The organism is Paenibacillus sp. E194 (assembly GCF_000935845.1).
GTDB classification, from domain to species: Bacteria; Bacillota; Bacilli; order Paenibacillales; family Paenibacillaceae; genus Paenibacillus_B; species Paenibacillus_B alvei_B.
On the sequence record NZ_JMDX01000147.1, the window covers coordinates 1 to 15722 of the forward strand.

A 15722-nucleotide genomic window follows, 5' to 3' on the forward strand; every position below is an offset into this window, starting at 1 on the left:
GCTCATGGCATTTTGAAAGAAGTTCACCCATATTGTCATAACCATCCTTTATAACGCATTCTCCCGGTGTTCTGATCCAGCATCCAAAGCAACCAATACATTTACGGATTGTGCCATTGTCTGATATAACCGTTACGTCTGTATTTTGGTTATCATACAACGCCATGAATTCTTGCTGATTCAAATCATGTATAATCATTTTCATCATTCTATCTCCTTAATACAATTGTTTATAAAAACATGAATCCAGTCCCCGGAATATCGGATACCCTGATTGGTAAGCAGCGAGGCTATGCCGTGTACCATTGACCAAAGAACAATCAGTTTTCTGAATAAGCTTCCTCTGGCAATCCTAGGCTGTGAAACATTTGATACGCCGTTGTCCTGAATAAAGCAAATGGCGGATAATCATTGGCGTTATCATTGTCCAAATCAATGGTTAATCCTGAGTGATAGAAAAGGAACTGAAAATATTGCGGATTTCCAATAAAAAAAGAAATATAAGCCTGCCCTAGCAGCGAGGTTGCTTCGAGACTGTTTTCCTGTCCACGAATTGATGTACGCATCTTATCCATAAATCGCTCCGTTACATGCTCGCCCATAGCATAAATTAACTCGTCTATATCTTTAAAATGACTGTATGGTGCGGCATGACTGACGTTGCATTTCGCTGCGACCTTACGCAGGGAAAAACCTTTTAAACCATCTTCATTAATAAGCCCTATACCAGCTTCTATAAGTTTATTTCGCAAATCACCGTGATGATATGGTTTTTCTTTCATTTGATATATACTTCCTTTCATATAACTTGACACTGTAAAGATCATAATAAACAATCTTTACAGTGTCAAGTTTTTTAGTAACAAAACTAACAAAATAACACATTCAACCTAGAATCCCTCTTTCACTTCCTCACGTATTAATTTCCGGTATTCACGAAAAACCCCAGCCTTAGAAGCTATTCAGGCTAGGGCTTTTGTTGATGTTGCGTGTTAATGCTAAATCAAACGTTTTTCGTAAAACACAATTGTCATTTTATCGTTAATTTGCACTAATTCCCCTGTCTTTTGATAACCTAATTTTTCATAGAGATAACAATTCCCCTGCTCTTGTAATATGGTATCCAATTCCCAAATTCGCGCATCGCTATATATATCTTCGATTATAGAAAATACCTTGTGTGCAATTCCTTTCCCTTGATGCTCAGGTAAAATAAATATTGGGCTGACGCGATAGATTTTATTCTCTTTCCTTACAATTCTAATTGCACCTATTGAAATATTTGAACTTTTTATAATGTAATAATCCGTAAACGATTGATTTATTCGATCAATTATTCGTTCCATAGGTTCATTAGCAGGGCTGGTTTCATAATCTTGATATTTATTTAACAGCGGCATAAATGCTGTGACTTGCATTTCGTGAATAATCGATGCTTCATTAAGCCCTGCCTTGATTAACGTGATATCCATTTTATTACTCCTTCCAGATACCATTTGATATTCCTGATAATATTAAGTATCCAATCTTCTGACTATTTGAGTTCTCTACAATAATATGTATAAAATCATGGCTTCCCAATGCTTCTTGATGTTTATCCCTAGTCCAAGAAATAATTCTTGCTATCTGGCTGTTTTTCTAAAGAGATAATGAAGTATAAGTCCTCTATCTTGGTTCTCCTAAATTGAATGTTTTTCGATCTCATTAAGTACCCTAAGGCCAAATCATATCCTCCACCTATCATATTTAGTAGCTCTTACAGAGTTTTCACACTGGACCTTCTTCGATTTGCTCAATCAAACTCATCAATTCCAAGAGATTGGACAATTCTGCAGTGGGGTACACTTTCATCTGCTTCATCATTTCTTTATCTGATCGATAAGCTATGAACCTTATCCCTGCGCTTATTGATGCCTTTCCATCTATCCATGAATCGCCTACAGAGAGCCATTCATTCGCTGAATGCTTAAACTTATCCAACACTCGCAAATATCCATCAGGTAAAGGCTTCATTGCTTTCATTAACTCCCTACCAATAATGAAATCAAAATACTCAAAAATACCATTATCTCTTAATGCGATTTCTGCAGCTTCAACAGAATTATTCGTTACAATTGCAATGTGATATCTACCTTTGAGTTCACTAAGGATCTCCACTGCACCAGGCTCCAAGTCTGCCCCCTGCATTCCACACACTTCATGCTTCTTTGCAATATCCCACATTTCATTTCGTAACACTTCAGTCATTCGATTCGTTTGTATTGCTTCTTCAACAATAGTTGATGTTGTATGGTAATCAAGATTATATCCATCGGATAGGATTTCTTTCGATAAGAGAAATTGATAGGTTTCATTCTTCATGGCTTGGAAGTCAATTTTTGAGCTTAAAATCGTATTATCCATATCAAATACAATGCCTTTTAATTGATGCCTCATAGGATACCTCACTCACAAATGTGTTCTTAAAAAATCAATCACATCTTCAAATGCGTTTTGAACTTGTAGGTCACTAAAGTTCTGATCAAAAACATGATCCGCTCCTTTTATAGTTATTAACTTAGTAGCTACTCCCTTTTCCTTTAACTTCTTGTGCATTAATACTGATTGTTCGTAGGGTACATCTGTATCTTGATCACCATGAAGAAATATTGTTGGGGGGAATTCTCCCGTTATATTATTGATTGGGTTATATTGAATTAATTTATTATGTTCATGTTCATTAATGATTCCCGTTACTTCTTTTAACCAGACACCATGCTGCCGGCAATATAAATAATAATTAAATCGTTCCCATTGGCCATTCGTAATTTCACTATCCCCGACATGCTGACAGGCTGTTTCCTTATTAATAATTGGTTTCTGACAGTAGTATTCACTTGGTTTAGAGAGCCATTCCCCAAGAATATCCCCATAACCATAAAATGAAACGATCACTTTAGGTCTAATATCCATTGTTCCAATTAATAAGCTGAGATAGCCACCAGCTGAACTACCCATAACTGCAATATTACTTACATCGAAATCATACCATTCGATTGCTTTCGTTCTTACCCAAGTAATTGCATCCCTTATGTCTTCAATGATCTCCTCAAATCCAGTTTCAGGAGCAAGTCGATAATCAATATTGACTATACTAAAGCCAGATCGTCTGAAATATTCAATTTGATCGGAGGATAACCATGATCTTACCCCAAAAATTAACGCCCCTCCATGAATATACAAGATCACCGGAGAATTCCTACCTTGATAATAAATATCTGCACTTATAGAACAATTATTTACTTCTTTATAGACCTTCGTATCCTTCACGACTTATTCCTCCTTTCGTTATTACCGAGCATTTCAGCTAGCGTTTCTGTATTCGTAAAACGCCCCAGCCGATAACTCTTATCTTAGGCTGGAGCGTTTGTCGTCTGAGCTTTTCCACGATTATACATCTAACAACCAAGAGACGTCACTGTCCCATATTCTTTGATTAAGAAACTTTCGTTCCAATGATCATCTTTATACGTTCTCGTTCTTCGTTCTTATCCAAGTACTCAAAAAATCCAAGGCGATTTCCCCAAGGATCTGTAAAGGTTCCCCATTTGACTGGAACCTCTGATCTTGAGTAAATTTCAAAATCATCTATTTCTAACAGTTCAATTAATCTATCTTTTTCAGCTTCAATATTCGTTGTTCCTAAACGTAATGGTCCATTTCCTTCAGAAGGTATTCCTTCTGCAATCTGTAACCAACATCCGGGAATCAGTTCCCACTCCGCAAACCCTTCATGTGGAATAAAATCAGGCTTTCTATGTAAGAGCGTTTCATACCACTTCTGTCCTTCTTCCATATTTGATACCCGAAATTGAGTAGTCATCTCAAAAATCATTGTTATCTCCATCCCAAATACCATTAAAATAAACTTTTTACCATATGTACTTCATATTCATTTCTATCAAATTCTTTATACTCATTTTTCTTATAAAAAGAAATTGCATCATGCCAGGAATTTGTCGTTTCTAACACAATTCTCTTGAATCCTTTAACTTGTGCTCTTCTTTCAAGCTCTTTTAACATTTTTTGAGCTAATCCATGTCTTCGATATTCTTTTTGTACTGACATTCTAACAATTCTCCCTGTATCAACCTCTTCACGAATTAATGCACCAGTGCAAATAACTTTTGTATTTATTCTGCCAACCAAAAAGTGATTTCCCCTACTACTATAATTAAGGACGATTTCATTGAGATCTTGATTTAATGATTCATCCAATGAGCCAAATCTCTCCTGTAGTCCAGCTAAAACAATAAGTTTAGCATCTTCTTGAGTGTCTATACTTACTTCTTCGATTACAAGAGTTTGATATACTTCTTTCAAATTGAGATCTCCATCCTTGATTTTCTTAAATTAAATTCAACAGAATTTCAGATAACGTTCTTGTATTCACGACGCCTCACTACCTTACGGCTCCGAAGACTCTCGAACTTTATTAAAATATTTCTGGATTGATTCCTTAAAAAGAAATATTAATCCAACAATAATACAAAAAATCCTAACCAATAATTGATAGTTAGATTTATTTCATAGTCTTGCGGATTGTATGATCCTGCGGCGGCTGCTTGGTATGCAACTCGACCGAGTTTGATTACGAATTCTTCGACAATCTTTGAAATTGAAATAATAATGATTCCTAAGAATATTGAAACTATAGAAAGAATAATTCTAGTTTGTTTCATATGAATCTCCTTTCGTTAGTAATTCGCTCTTGGGGCTTTCAGATAACGTTGTATTCACGACGTACCTTCACTTTAACCGCGATGCGGTTAGGTGGAGAGAGGTACCGCTAATTACGCTTCCTTGCCAACTACATCCCCGAATCCGCATCTAACTCCGGTTGAATCAAGGTAGAATGGTCCAAAGAGTGGATATTGTGTTGTTAGACGAACCCACTCTGACTCCACTTTCAATTTCATTTGCTATTCATTTAATTGAATTGCTCCCCACATGTTCCCATTGAGATCTACGAATTTAAGAACCCATCCGAATCCTTCATCTTTATAAAAAGTAATTTCAGCTTCAATTTCTTTCAGATAATCATGGAACTGATGAATTTGCTTGGTGTTGTAGAGCAACACAGGCATCTCTTGTCCATTAAACATGAAGTTAGCACTTGTTATTTCATTGGTTTCCCACAACATTAACATTGGCCCTTCTTCCAATGTTAAAAAGGCATGATGATGCTCTTTAGACTTTCCTGATAATTTGAATCCAAGGTGCGATACATACCACTCAATTGATTCATCCAAGTCTTTGACTGGAATTTGCATGTGTTCTAATTTTGTTAGAAAAGCATCACTCATCTTCTTCACTCCTAAAATGAATAATTTCAAACTCTTTGTGGTTTTATCTAACGTTTTGTATTCACGAAACGCCCCAGCCCTAGAAAGCACTTATCTTAGGGTGGGGCGTTTGTTGTCTGACCGACTTCCATGATTATACATCTGATAACCGAAGGGCGATAGCCCTGCAGCGTGACCACAGTGCTATATGATGTGGGTGATATTTTTTCAATAAACAACTTGACTTTTTTTAGTTTTATTTGACCCTACACGCTTTGTTACTTGGAACAATTAGATAGCTTTAAATATTCATGCTTCAAAATACTCATCATTATACGATCTACATATTGGCCATTTTTATAGACTTCGTCTCTTAGTATGCCATCCTTCTTGAAACCAGCCTTTTCATAACTCCGAATAGCACCAGGATTATCAGCATCTACCGTCAAATACACCTTATGAAGGTTTAAACGCTCGAACGCAAAACTCAGGACAACACCTGTCACTTCTGTAGCGTAACCTTGCCCCCATACCGTTTTGTCCCCAATCCAAATACCAAATTCAGCATGCTTGGACCAAGGATGGATGTTAAACAATTGGGTACTGCCAATCGCGATGCAGTCTTCTTTTATTATGGTAAAATAAAAATAGACAGCTGATAGATCTGTTTGTGCAAACCTCCGTGTACGTTCTCTGACCACTTCAGGTGTTAGGGGCATACCACTCCCTGATGGTAACGTTCGGTTAACTACAGGATCAGACAGCCATGCATATCGTTGTTCCCAATCCTCTTCAACAACAGGCCTTAATGTTACTCGTTGTCCGTATAGCATATTTCCCCTCCGTGTACCTGGATTGGTACATATTTTAGCCCACAATTATCCGAAGTAAAGCCACGCCCACCTAAGATTCAACTTTAGTTATATTTTACCTTTTTTCACATCTGCGTACAAACGTTCCTATATTGGAAATAAAAAACAAATTCGACTCTATCATTCCCTCGAATATCGATTTTCGATCTCTTGTTTAAATACTTCTATTGGCTTGGAGTAATTAATCGGTTTATAAAAACTATCATTATTCCATTTATTTAGCTCAATATAATTTGCAAAATCGAAACTTATATTCTGCATTATTAACACGACGTCATTCATTGTGCTTATTACACTTCTGTTATTTGTGGTTGTAAATATAATAGCTGCACAATCATTTGTATATTGATTTATTCTTGCCTCATTAATGTTTTCACTAATTAAATAATCGGTTAATTCTTTCAAAAAGATATTTTTTAGGTTTTTATATTGAGTACTTCTTACTCCTACTATCGTCAAACTAAGTCTCGATAAATCATTCATAAAGATAAGGTGCTTTCTCCTATTTATTACAACTACATTCGCATGCCAGCTAAAAAAAGAATCAGAACTGTCTATTTTTGTTATTGTTCTTTCAATTTTCAAGTCTTGTAATAATTTTTTAGTCCCTCGGATCACAAGCACAAAAATCACCTCTATTTTTGGTTTTAATAAAATCTTTGCAGTGGTTTCATCTAACGTCTCTGTATTCATGAACCCCGACGGGGTTGCCTGCCGAAATGCCTCTCCGAAATCCAGTTCTGCAGACCAAGGCTCCGTTAGGAGCCGCTGCATAAATATTAGAGATGTCTGCACATCACTGAATTAATTTCAATGCCTATTTAACATTAAGCACACTATTATCTATTGGTTCTAATTCAAACATCCTTATAACTAGAGCTAATTCTAAATCAATTTCATAATACTGAGATGCCCAAGAATGATAATATTCGGCCCCACCTAACAAGATCTGTAATAAGCCACAATATTCTTCACTATAATCCTTACTACCCAACCACTGTTCTTTCTCATATTGAGTCCAAATAATAAATGTTGTTTCTTCAAATACAAACGCTGGCTCATTTAAGAAGTCACGAAATGTGTAAGGAACCCCGTTAAGTCATTTCCATATATTTATCATGCAGTACTATACCCTCTCTTATTGAGCTTTTGGTATCTTTATTAATCAAATCTATTTCGAGACTTATGTCACTATAGCCATCAATTACTTCTAGTATCGAATTAATATATACTTTACAAAATAATAGGTTTGTAGCTCATTGCTTTATCGACTATCTCTTCTGGGCTATATTCGATATCACTCCAAAATATTAAATCTGAGACCTGTGGATCTGGCACATTACTTTCAAGTAAATTCATCATCTCATCTATTTCTTGCTCTGATCCTTCACATTTCATAATTTTTCTTACGAGAATAATCAATTCATCTCTACTTAGTTTTTTGTTGTTCATTCTTTACCTCTCAAATAAAAAGTTCTCTATTATGTTATAGTCACTTTCGTCTAACGTTTTGTATTCACGAAACGCCCCAGCCCTAGAAAGCTCATATCTTAGGCTGGAGCGTTTGTTGTCTGACCTACTTCCATGATTATATATCTGATAACCTAAGGACGATAGCCCTGCGACGTGAATATTGCTATATGATGTGGGTGAAATTCTTTCAGAGTTCCCTTACTTTGTCTTCCCCAAAATAAAAACCCTTAAGCTGTGTATCAAAAAATTTTTTCAACTCTTCCTGATTGATTGAATAAACAACGTGGCTTTTTTTTAGATCTGTTCTCGTTATATATATCTTTTCAAGATCGTATTGAATTCGTATCTCTTTATTGGTCTTTAATTTAAACACAATCCCTGCATTAATGCTTTTATTTGAAGGTATTTGGTTCAACTCGATAATTTCTGATTCAGGTACGGAATTAATCCAGTTTGCAATATTTTCAACTTCGTCTTGCCCTAATTTAATATCTACCCAATTGATGAATGCACCAGATCCTTCTTTTGTATATACCGCCTTGGACATCTCAGTACTTGCGATTTGTTTTATTTGAATCTCCTTTGTGACATTGTTTGAATCAACAAACAAGAGATATATTACCCCTAAAAGAAAAATGAAAATAATGATTGCTTTTACACTAGTTAATGGGATTTTAATTGTATATCCCCCCAAAAAAATTCATACTAACTTTCCTGTATTCAGGACGTCCGATGAAGTCGGATGTGTTCGTAAATCCAGCTTCCCTGCCAAATGCTTCTGCGGGCCAAGGGGCGAATGCCCCGATGCGTGAATATAATGCAATATGTACTTGCCTCTGCTTTGAGCAAGCTTCCAAAATTCAATAATCTTCAATACAAGAATTTGTTAGTAGTCCGATGATTTGAACTATTTCTGCTCCTGCTACCTTTTTAGGTCCTTCCATAAAATATCCCTTCATTCCTACTTCTAATGTTTTGCTATGACGTGCTCTAGAACTAGGAAATAGAATCCACATTCTTGCTGTTCCACTTCTGTTTACTTGTTTTGATTCGTCCATAATAAGATTTCCATACTCATCTTCAAATTCGGGGTGTATCACCCTTAAATCTATTGTATTATTCATAAAATCCGATTCTATAGCAAAATCACTTCGATATCCTTGATAAGGAAGATTTCGTCTTCCACCTTCTTCAGGTGTAAAAAAACGATATTCAACAAGGAAATCTGGAGGATGCTTTCTTAATGTTTCATAAGGAACCCACATACGTTTATGTTCCTTTCTTTTCTTCTTTTATCATGCTTTAGGCAATTACATATTACATTCTTGTGTTCACGACCCCACCGACTTGAGGCGACAAAGTCGCTGAGCGCGATGCGCTTAGTCGGTGAGGATGTGTCATCCTGATCAAACTTCTCCGAATTTCCTTGAGCGAATCAATGGGCGTAAGCCCCGCAGTGTAAATACGGTGTTAAGTGAAGTCATCGACTCCATTGAAATACAAATTATTAATTGTTGTTTTTAAAGTATAGTAAGGTTATAATTTCGCTATGACCTCGTCAATGTTATCCCATTCATAAATTAATTCATTCAGAACTTTTCCCCCAATTATTATCTGAGTTGAATCACATAATTTAGCACCATAATGTTCATAAAAATAGCGGGTCTTGTTATCTTCTAGAACATCAACATAAATGTTGTGATATCCTAAAAATTTAAACTGTAGAAACAGTTGTCTGAGTAGTTCTTTTCCTAAACCTCTTCCGTGATATTCCTTAAGTATATATATAGATGTTAAGTCACCTGAATTAGGAACTATATTTGTTTCTCTCTTACCACAATCTGCAAATCCAACAATTTGTCCTTCTGGGTTCTCTGCTAGAACTACAAAATTATCTTCTTTTTCAATATTTTTGATCCATAAATCAGTTCTTTTTTTATATGATAATTTTGACAAGAAATCATCTGGGATAACACCTTTGTAAGTTGTTCTCCAACTATCCACATGAACTTTTGCAATTCCTTCTGCATCGTTTATCGTGGCTTTTCTTATTCGCATAATATAATCACCTCTTAGGATTAATTAATGCAGATATTACAAACACTTATCCATAACTATATATAATGAGTGTAACATTTCTTCTGTTTAAATTTATTTCCAATGCTTTCTTATAACCTTTTGGCATCTATGCCTTCCTGAAATACGTAATAATCTTTTTTACAAAATCAGATCTCCAAATATTGATATCTTATCTTAAGACCTTCATCCATCTCTTCTTTTTCTTGAAATTCTACATTCATATATTCATAAATTTTTCTCCAGAATTGAATTGCGGGAATATTATTAGATAGTTGGCCTATTGCATACCTTCCAGGACATTGTTGAAATAAATCTTGAACAGCTTGTTTTCCTAAGCCTTTCCTACGATATTTCTTTAGAATGAAAAACGAATTAATCAAATAATCATATCGCTCTGGATTCGTATAAGGAGAGCTTTGAAGTAAAATAAAACCGATAATATCATCCTCATGCTTAATAAAAAATGGAAATAAACCTTCCTTCTCAAAAAACCATTCAAAAGCATCAAATTCAAATAAACCACTCTCTTGATTAAATTCCTGTTCTTCGTTAAATTCCGATAAGTCATGAAGAAACAATGTCATCAGGTGTTTTAAAATTATTTTCTGATTCAACTCAACTTTGACTACTGACATCTCAGATTCACCTCAATAATAGGATTTCAAGAATTTCCTTCTTCTAAGTATAACTTTGAAACCTCTTATTGGAAATATAATCCTCACAAACAAAAGGGCACATCCACCTACTTATAATGGATGTACCCCCAATATACATAACTTCCTCGATCAAATCCGGTCATCTAGATGACGGTACTGCAACCGATGCGTCCCTGAACCGAGCGTCGTTTCATATTCTTCAACAGGCTCCCAGATCTGGTTGTCGATTCGCAGTGTCGCAGTCGTATTGGCTGGAATGCTCACCGTCAGCTCGGCCATCCCATCCTCCAGCTTCCATCCAATCGCAATCTCGCCGTACGCCGTCTCCCGCTTCACTCGCAGCCAATCTAGCCCATAACCGAAATGCGGCTGCAAATAGAAATGCTTATACGCAGGCTGCTCCTCATCAATTTCCAAGCCGACGACATAGCGGTACACCCACTCGATAATGGAACCGTAGGCGTAATGGTTGTAGGAATTCATACTGTCATTCCATAATGAGCCATCCTCCTTAATGCCGTCCCAATGCTCCCATATGGTGGTTGCGCCTTTCTTCACCTGATAGAACCATGACGGATAATCCTCTTGGAATAAGAGCTTGCACGCAAGCTCGTGATGTCCCCATTGACTCAAGACGAGGTTCAAGTACGGTGTCCCTAGAAATCCGGTCGTCAAATGATCCTTCTCTAGCTTCAACAATTCCACCAAGCGTTTCACAGCGCGTTCCTTCACGCGCTCACCAGCTAGATTGAACATCAAGACCAGCACATGTGCGGTCTGCGTATCAGACGCCAGTCTGCCATTCGGCGTAATGAACTCATCCTGAAGTGCTTGAAGAATATGCCCGTGCAAGCTGCTATAGTACCGAGCATCCTCCACCTCGCCCAGAATAACCGCAATACGCTGCAGCAAGGAGGTCGAATATGCATAGTAAGCAGTCGCGATAAAGCTCTTATCCGTGCTGCCATCATAGGTATCGGGCTTCGCATCCAGTGCTAGCCAATCTCCCAAATGATAGCCGGTATCCCATATATACTCGTTGTCACCTTGCTCGCGTATGTAGTCGATATACCTTTTCATACTAGTATAGTTCTGCTTCAGTATGGACTTGTCCCCATAGTGCAAATAGTGAACCCATGGAATAATCACAACGGCATCGCCCCAGCCCGCCGATGTCTCCCAATCGAAATCATCCCATTTGCTGAAAATATCCGGTATCGTAACCGGAATAGCGCCATTCTCATGCTGCTCCATACGAACATCCTTGAACCATTTCGCAAAGAACAGATTGACGTCCATTAGATGTGCGCCTGAACCGATGAAGACTTGAGCATCCCCCGTCCAGCCAAGCCGGTCATCCCGCTGCGGACAGTCTGTTGGCACATCGAAGAAGTTCCCCCGCTGCGACCATTCCACATTATGATGGAGCTGATTCAGCAGCGGATTCGATGTCTCGAACGCAGCGGCCACTGGCATATCCGAATGCAGCACCACCCCTTCGAAATCCTCAAGCTTCGGAGGCTGGAACAAGCCGCTGACCTTCACATAACGAAAGCCTTGATACGTAAAATGCGGCTCAAAGGTTTCCTCCTCTACCCCCTTGGCGATATAGACGATCTGCTGTTTCGCCTTGCGCAGATTACCTGTGTAGAATACTCCGTTGCTGTCCAATATCTCAGCATGCTGTAGTACAATGTGAGCGCCAGCGTAAGCATGGCGAACTGTAAAACGAACCCAGCCCACCATATTTTGACCCATATCAAGTAACCATTCATGGTTGGGCAGCTTCGTGATTGTAACAGGCTTCAGCCGTTTCGTGACGCGAATCGGCTCATTCACTTGCGCTGTTAATATGTGTTTGGCATGGTCAATTACTTCTACACACGCAGAGGATCGATGAACCTGCTGTTCTAGTCGCGCATCATATACTTCCCCGTCATAGATTTCCGACATCAATATCGGTGATTCCGCAACTGTCCAGCTCTCATCCGTAACAATGATTTCTTTACTTCCATCCTCGTACCAAATATGAAGCTGTGCGATCAATGCCCGCCGTTCCCCATAATTGTTGCGTCCGCTGCGCACCGTGAGGCGCCCTTTATACCAACCATTGCCGATCAGTACCCGCAACCTATGCAGCTTATTATTCGCCTCCAACAACCCTGTCACATCATAGGTCTGATATTGCAAATGTTGATCGTAGCTCGTCCAGCCTGGCGTAAAGTAGCTGTCTCCGATACGCTCCCCATTCAGCGAAGCTTCATATACTCCTAGACTACTTATATAGAGACGTGCCTGCCGTAGCGGCTTATGAACAGCAATCTCTCTCTCAAATGACATTACCTGCGTCTGTTCTTGAGGAGCTGCAATCCAGTCGGCAACCCAGCCTTCTTCAGCTTGCAATCCTGTCTCCCAATAAGCCAAAACAGACCAAGCTGATGATTCACCATATTGATCCCACACGCTAACCCGGTAATAGTAACGTGTCTCTGGCTCTAGCTGTAGCTCCCTTAATGGGATACACAGACACTGTTCAGACTCTATCATCCCTGTATCCAGCAACATAACTTCGAAGCTATCATCCAACGCGACCTGAATATGATAAGCAGCCTGCAGCACGTTTCTACGATCTGAATCTAACTGCCAGCTTATCGACACCATTCCTAATTCAATGCCAATGGGATTCTCTTTGTTCTCACACCGTATCTTCTTCACTATGAGCATAGTCGTCACCTGATTTCATGGAGTAATAGAAACATAGTACTGCTGCATATTTCCATAAATTATACCTTCAAGTCACTATACTTGGAATAACTATCAAATGAACTCTATTATCGTTGCAGGAATGTTCTGTAAATCTATCCATCCTTTTCTCATTCCCTAGCATCCAAAATGGATTAGAAACGACGAACATGCAGAAAAAAGACGCGCCAATGCACCAAGCACAGCTGCGCGTCTTCTCAACATTTATTTCCGTGAACCTTGATCCAATCACAATCCAGATTCCACATTCCACTTCTTATTCACATCACTCGTTCTCCAACTAATGCCAGCCCCTCAATGCAGCTCATCTGTATGAAGATCATCGACTGCTCTCGACTCCGCCGCAGTCAGAACATCCAGCGCCTCCGCTGCTCGCGAGTCTTCTTCCTCCATGTACCAGGGTGGTTCCACCGCATTTGCAGTGTTCGCCTCGCTTGCGGCTCCATCCCATTCCGACTGAGTACTCGCAGCCTCCTGCTTCGGCATTGATTTCACAGTCCGCTTCGCAAGAAGCTCCTCCTTCACTTCCGATGCCAGCTCTTGATTCCGCACCCACCGTGCAATAATTCCGTTCATCTCACGTGCTTGCTTCGTCGGAATTTGGTGCTTGGCCCCCTTCAGCCAATACAAATGATAATGCGGCAAATATCGCTGCAGCTTGACCGCATAACGATGGAAACCTTTGTCCTTCTCGCCATAAATCAGCAGCATAGGCGCCTGAATACTCTTCAACTGCTCCGTACAGCGATGCTTCAAAGACGCTTGATAATACTGCTTCCAGTTCGATATATCCCCACGCATCGCCGTACGTTTCAAGTTCAGGTATGTCTTCCGGCTGTCCGCATTTCCGAACGAAATAGCCCACGCAAGCAATGACTTGGCCCTCATCGCCGTCAGTGCGACCGCAAGCGCAATTCTTCCTCTTAGCCAGTAATCGCTTGCTTCTGCCATCGTACTTACGAGAATACCTCCCTTGAATCGATGCGGATGAGACAGTAGCGCCTGTAGCGCTACGGCTCCGCCTGTCGAGTATCCACATATATAGGCCTGCTTAATGCCAAGCTCGTCAAGCAGCTTCACCATATCTTGGACAATGAGCGGATACGTAATAGGTTCCTTGGAAGTATCACTCTCCCCATGGCCGCGAATATCGAAGGTGATGACTTGATGAGTAGACGATAATTGCGCCGCTTGATATCGAAAGTTGGCCGAGGTCAACAGTGGCGGATGAATGAACAATATGGGCGTACCTGTGCCATACGTATGGTAGTGCAGATGAATTCCATTAATAAGCCTCTTGGGCATCAGTCTCACCTCGTAACGAATATAGAGGTAAAGATACCCTTTCTCTGCTCGTTCTATGCACATTTGCACGTATACCCGCTGTTAAATAACACGCGCAAAGCAAGCCAACATGCACAATCGCACTGCTGGTCTCCCACCCATATTTGTGCATTTTTCTCACGAGACAGTACAGGTGTACAGACTCAATTCCAAGTTCCCCAATATAATGTACCATCTCAACAGAAGGAGTTGTTATTCATGGTATGTCCTCGTCCATTCTGCCCGCCAGCAGAACCAATCGTATGTCCGCCAAGACCAGTAATACGTGATTTCTTTCATCCTCAAATTCTGCCTATCATTCATCCGATCGAAGTGATCAACCGTCATCATTGCTGCCCGATTCCTAAGCATGTATTCACGGTTGTTGAGAGAGAAGAAGTTATAGGTCCGGTAGAAATCAGAAGTGTGAAAAATGGCAAGCGTACTGTTGGCACTCGCGGCGTTCGTCCAAAAACAAAGCGCAAATAACATCACAATCGTATTCACCTGATTTTTAAACTACGCATCTTCCTATTTGGCAGGTTTATTGTCAAAAGAGTCGGTACACGGCTCTTTTTTCTTCGATCTCCTTCGGACATGCATAATAACATTACCTACAGTAAATGCTTGTTTCGTCGAAGTACCTAGATTGGATTCGGCTGGGATGTTTCAAGCGTCTTGATGAATGTCCTGATCTGGCCTAAATGCGTGGCCTCATGACTTAACAAGAAGAAGAACATGTGACTGGCCTTCGTAAATTGAAGAAAAGGATTGACCAAGTCTTGATCCCACTTACCGGCCATGCGTTCACAGATCACAAGACACTGCTCTTCCAAATGAGTAATGATCTCCGCCAGAGCAGGAGCATCCCCATCCCATTGCGAAGGACTTGTTCCATTGGCAAAATAGCTCGCATAATGTTCTGGCAACCGCTTCTCCCTAAATACATTCTGGAAAATCCCCCTATCCCATGCCACAGCAAGGTGACCCGCATGCCAGCGTATTGAATTATTGCAGCCGGTTGGAATTGTATCGACAATTCCAGCGTCTGCATTTTCCAATGCTTCGATTGTCCATCTTCTCCAAATTTGAAAACTCTTTAGCGCCTCATGCTCCAAAATGAACTGCTTCCACAATACTTCACTCCAATCTAGAATAAAAGAGTCAACCTTCTCCTTACGTATATCGCTCTTGCCATCAGTTCAATGCCTAAAAATTATGAATTCCCAACG

At 39.5% G+C, this 15722-nt stretch carries 19 protein-coding genes and 1 pseudogene; 1 reads left to right on the top strand and 19 read right to left on the bottom strand.

What is annotated here, in order from left to right:
- The 18 genes and pseudogenes from AZ66_RS32845 to AZ66_RS19005 form a co-directional block, all read right to left on the bottom strand.
- Positions 1–208 (bottom strand): annotated as a pseudogene (locus AZ66_RS32845) (flavodoxin family protein); the annotation flags it as partial.
- A 112-nt stretch (positions 209–320) separates the two neighbouring features.
- The gene (locus AZ66_RS18925; protein ID WP_052648643.1) at positions 321–782 is read right to left on the bottom strand and encodes a TetR/AcrR family transcriptional regulator; all 462 of its coding nucleotides are present in this window, start codon (positions 780–782) and stop codon (positions 321–323) included.
- Between the two features lie 216 nt (positions 783–998).
- Complete coding sequence (locus tag AZ66_RS18930; RefSeq protein WP_044356253.1) at positions 999–1472, bottom strand: GNAT family N-acetyltransferase; 474 nt, start codon at positions 1470–1472, stop codon at positions 999–1001.
- A 295-nt stretch (positions 1473–1767) separates the two neighbouring features.
- Positions 1768–2436: an HAD family hydrolase gene (locus tag AZ66_RS18935; RefSeq protein WP_044356254.1), complete on the bottom strand. Its 669-nt coding sequence runs from the start codon at positions 2434–2436 to the stop codon at positions 1768–1770.
- 12 nt (positions 2437–2448) lie between these two features.
- Complete coding sequence (locus AZ66_RS18940; RefSeq protein WP_044356255.1) at positions 2449–3309, bottom strand: alpha/beta hydrolase; 861 nt, start codon at positions 3307–3309, stop codon at positions 2449–2451.
- A gap of 166 nt (positions 3310–3475) precedes the next feature.
- Positions 3476–3874, bottom strand: coding sequence for a VOC family protein (locus tag AZ66_RS18945; protein ID WP_044356256.1), 399 nt, complete (start codon positions 3872–3874; stop codon positions 3476–3478).
- A 23-nt stretch (positions 3875–3897) separates the two neighbouring features.
- Positions 3898–4362 carry a GNAT family N-acetyltransferase gene (locus AZ66_RS18950; RefSeq protein ID WP_052648646.1) on the bottom strand — a complete coding sequence of 155 codons (465 nt, stop codon included), beginning with the start codon at positions 4360–4362 and terminating at the stop codon, positions 3898–3900.
- Between the two features lie 149 nt (positions 4363–4511).
- Positions 4512–4721, bottom strand: a complete 210-nt coding sequence (locus AZ66_RS18955) for a hypothetical protein (RefSeq protein ID WP_044356258.1) — start codon at positions 4719–4721, stop codon at positions 4512–4514.
- 240 nt (positions 4722–4961) lie between these two features.
- Positions 4962–5345 carry a VOC family protein gene (locus tag AZ66_RS18960; RefSeq protein WP_044356259.1) on the bottom strand — a complete coding sequence of 128 codons (384 nt, stop codon included), beginning with the start codon at positions 5343–5345 and terminating at the stop codon, positions 4962–4964.
- 257 nt (positions 5346–5602) lie between these two features.
- Complete coding sequence (locus AZ66_RS18965; RefSeq protein ID WP_044356260.1) at positions 5603–6157, bottom strand: GNAT family N-acetyltransferase; 555 nt, start codon at positions 6155–6157, stop codon at positions 5603–5605.
- A gap of 159 nt (positions 6158–6316) precedes the next feature.
- Positions 6317–6889 (bottom strand): DUF6933 domain-containing protein, encoded by a 573-nt coding sequence (locus tag AZ66_RS18970; protein ID WP_156160019.1) that lies wholly within the window; start codon positions 6887–6889, stop codon positions 6317–6319.
- Between the two features lie 540 nt (positions 6890–7429).
- Positions 7430–7648, bottom strand: coding sequence for a bacteriocin immunity protein (locus AZ66_RS18975; protein ID WP_044356264.1), 219 nt, complete (start codon positions 7646–7648; stop codon positions 7430–7432).
- A gap of 208 nt (positions 7649–7856) precedes the next feature.
- Positions 7857–8279, bottom strand: a complete 423-nt coding sequence (locus AZ66_RS18980; RefSeq protein ID WP_231586948.1) for a hypothetical protein — start codon at positions 8277–8279, stop codon at positions 7857–7859.
- Between the two features lie 250 nt (positions 8280–8529).
- On the bottom strand, positions 8530–8934 hold the full coding sequence (locus AZ66_RS18985; protein ID WP_044356265.1) for a hypothetical protein: 405 nt from the start codon (positions 8932–8934) through the stop codon (positions 8530–8532).
- A gap of 271 nt (positions 8935–9205) precedes the next feature.
- Positions 9206–9727, bottom strand: a complete 522-nt coding sequence (locus AZ66_RS18990; RefSeq protein ID WP_044356266.1) for a GNAT family N-acetyltransferase — start codon at positions 9725–9727, stop codon at positions 9206–9208.
- A gap of 167 nt (positions 9728–9894) precedes the next feature.
- Positions 9895–10383 (bottom strand): GNAT family N-acetyltransferase, encoded by a 489-nt coding sequence (locus AZ66_RS18995; protein ID WP_044356268.1) that lies wholly within the window; start codon positions 10381–10383, stop codon positions 9895–9897.
- 150 nt (positions 10384–10533) lie between these two features.
- Positions 10534–13128, bottom strand: a complete 2595-nt coding sequence (locus AZ66_RS19000; protein ID WP_044356270.1) for an alpha-L-rhamnosidase — start codon at positions 13126–13128, stop codon at positions 10534–10536.
- Positions 13129–13461: 333 nt separating this feature from the next.
- Positions 13462–14472: an alpha/beta fold hydrolase gene (locus AZ66_RS19005; RefSeq protein WP_044356271.1), complete on the bottom strand. Its 1011-nt coding sequence runs from the start codon at positions 14470–14472 to the stop codon at positions 13462–13464.
- Between the two features lie 237 nt (positions 14473–14709).
- On the opposite strand from AZ66_RS19005, the gene AZ66_RS19010 reads away from it, so the two are divergent.
- On the top strand, positions 14710–14979 hold the full coding sequence (locus AZ66_RS19010) for a hypothetical protein (RefSeq protein WP_044356272.1): 270 nt from the start codon (positions 14710–14712) through the stop codon (positions 14977–14979).
- Between the two features lie 155 nt (positions 14980–15134).
- Here AZ66_RS19010 and AZ66_RS30010 read toward each other — a convergent pair whose 3' ends face one another.
- Positions 15135–15626: a DinB family protein gene (locus AZ66_RS30010; RefSeq protein ID WP_052648649.1), complete on the bottom strand. Its 492-nt coding sequence runs from the start codon at positions 15624–15626 to the stop codon at positions 15135–15137.
- Positions 15627–15722 lie beyond the last annotated feature (96 nt).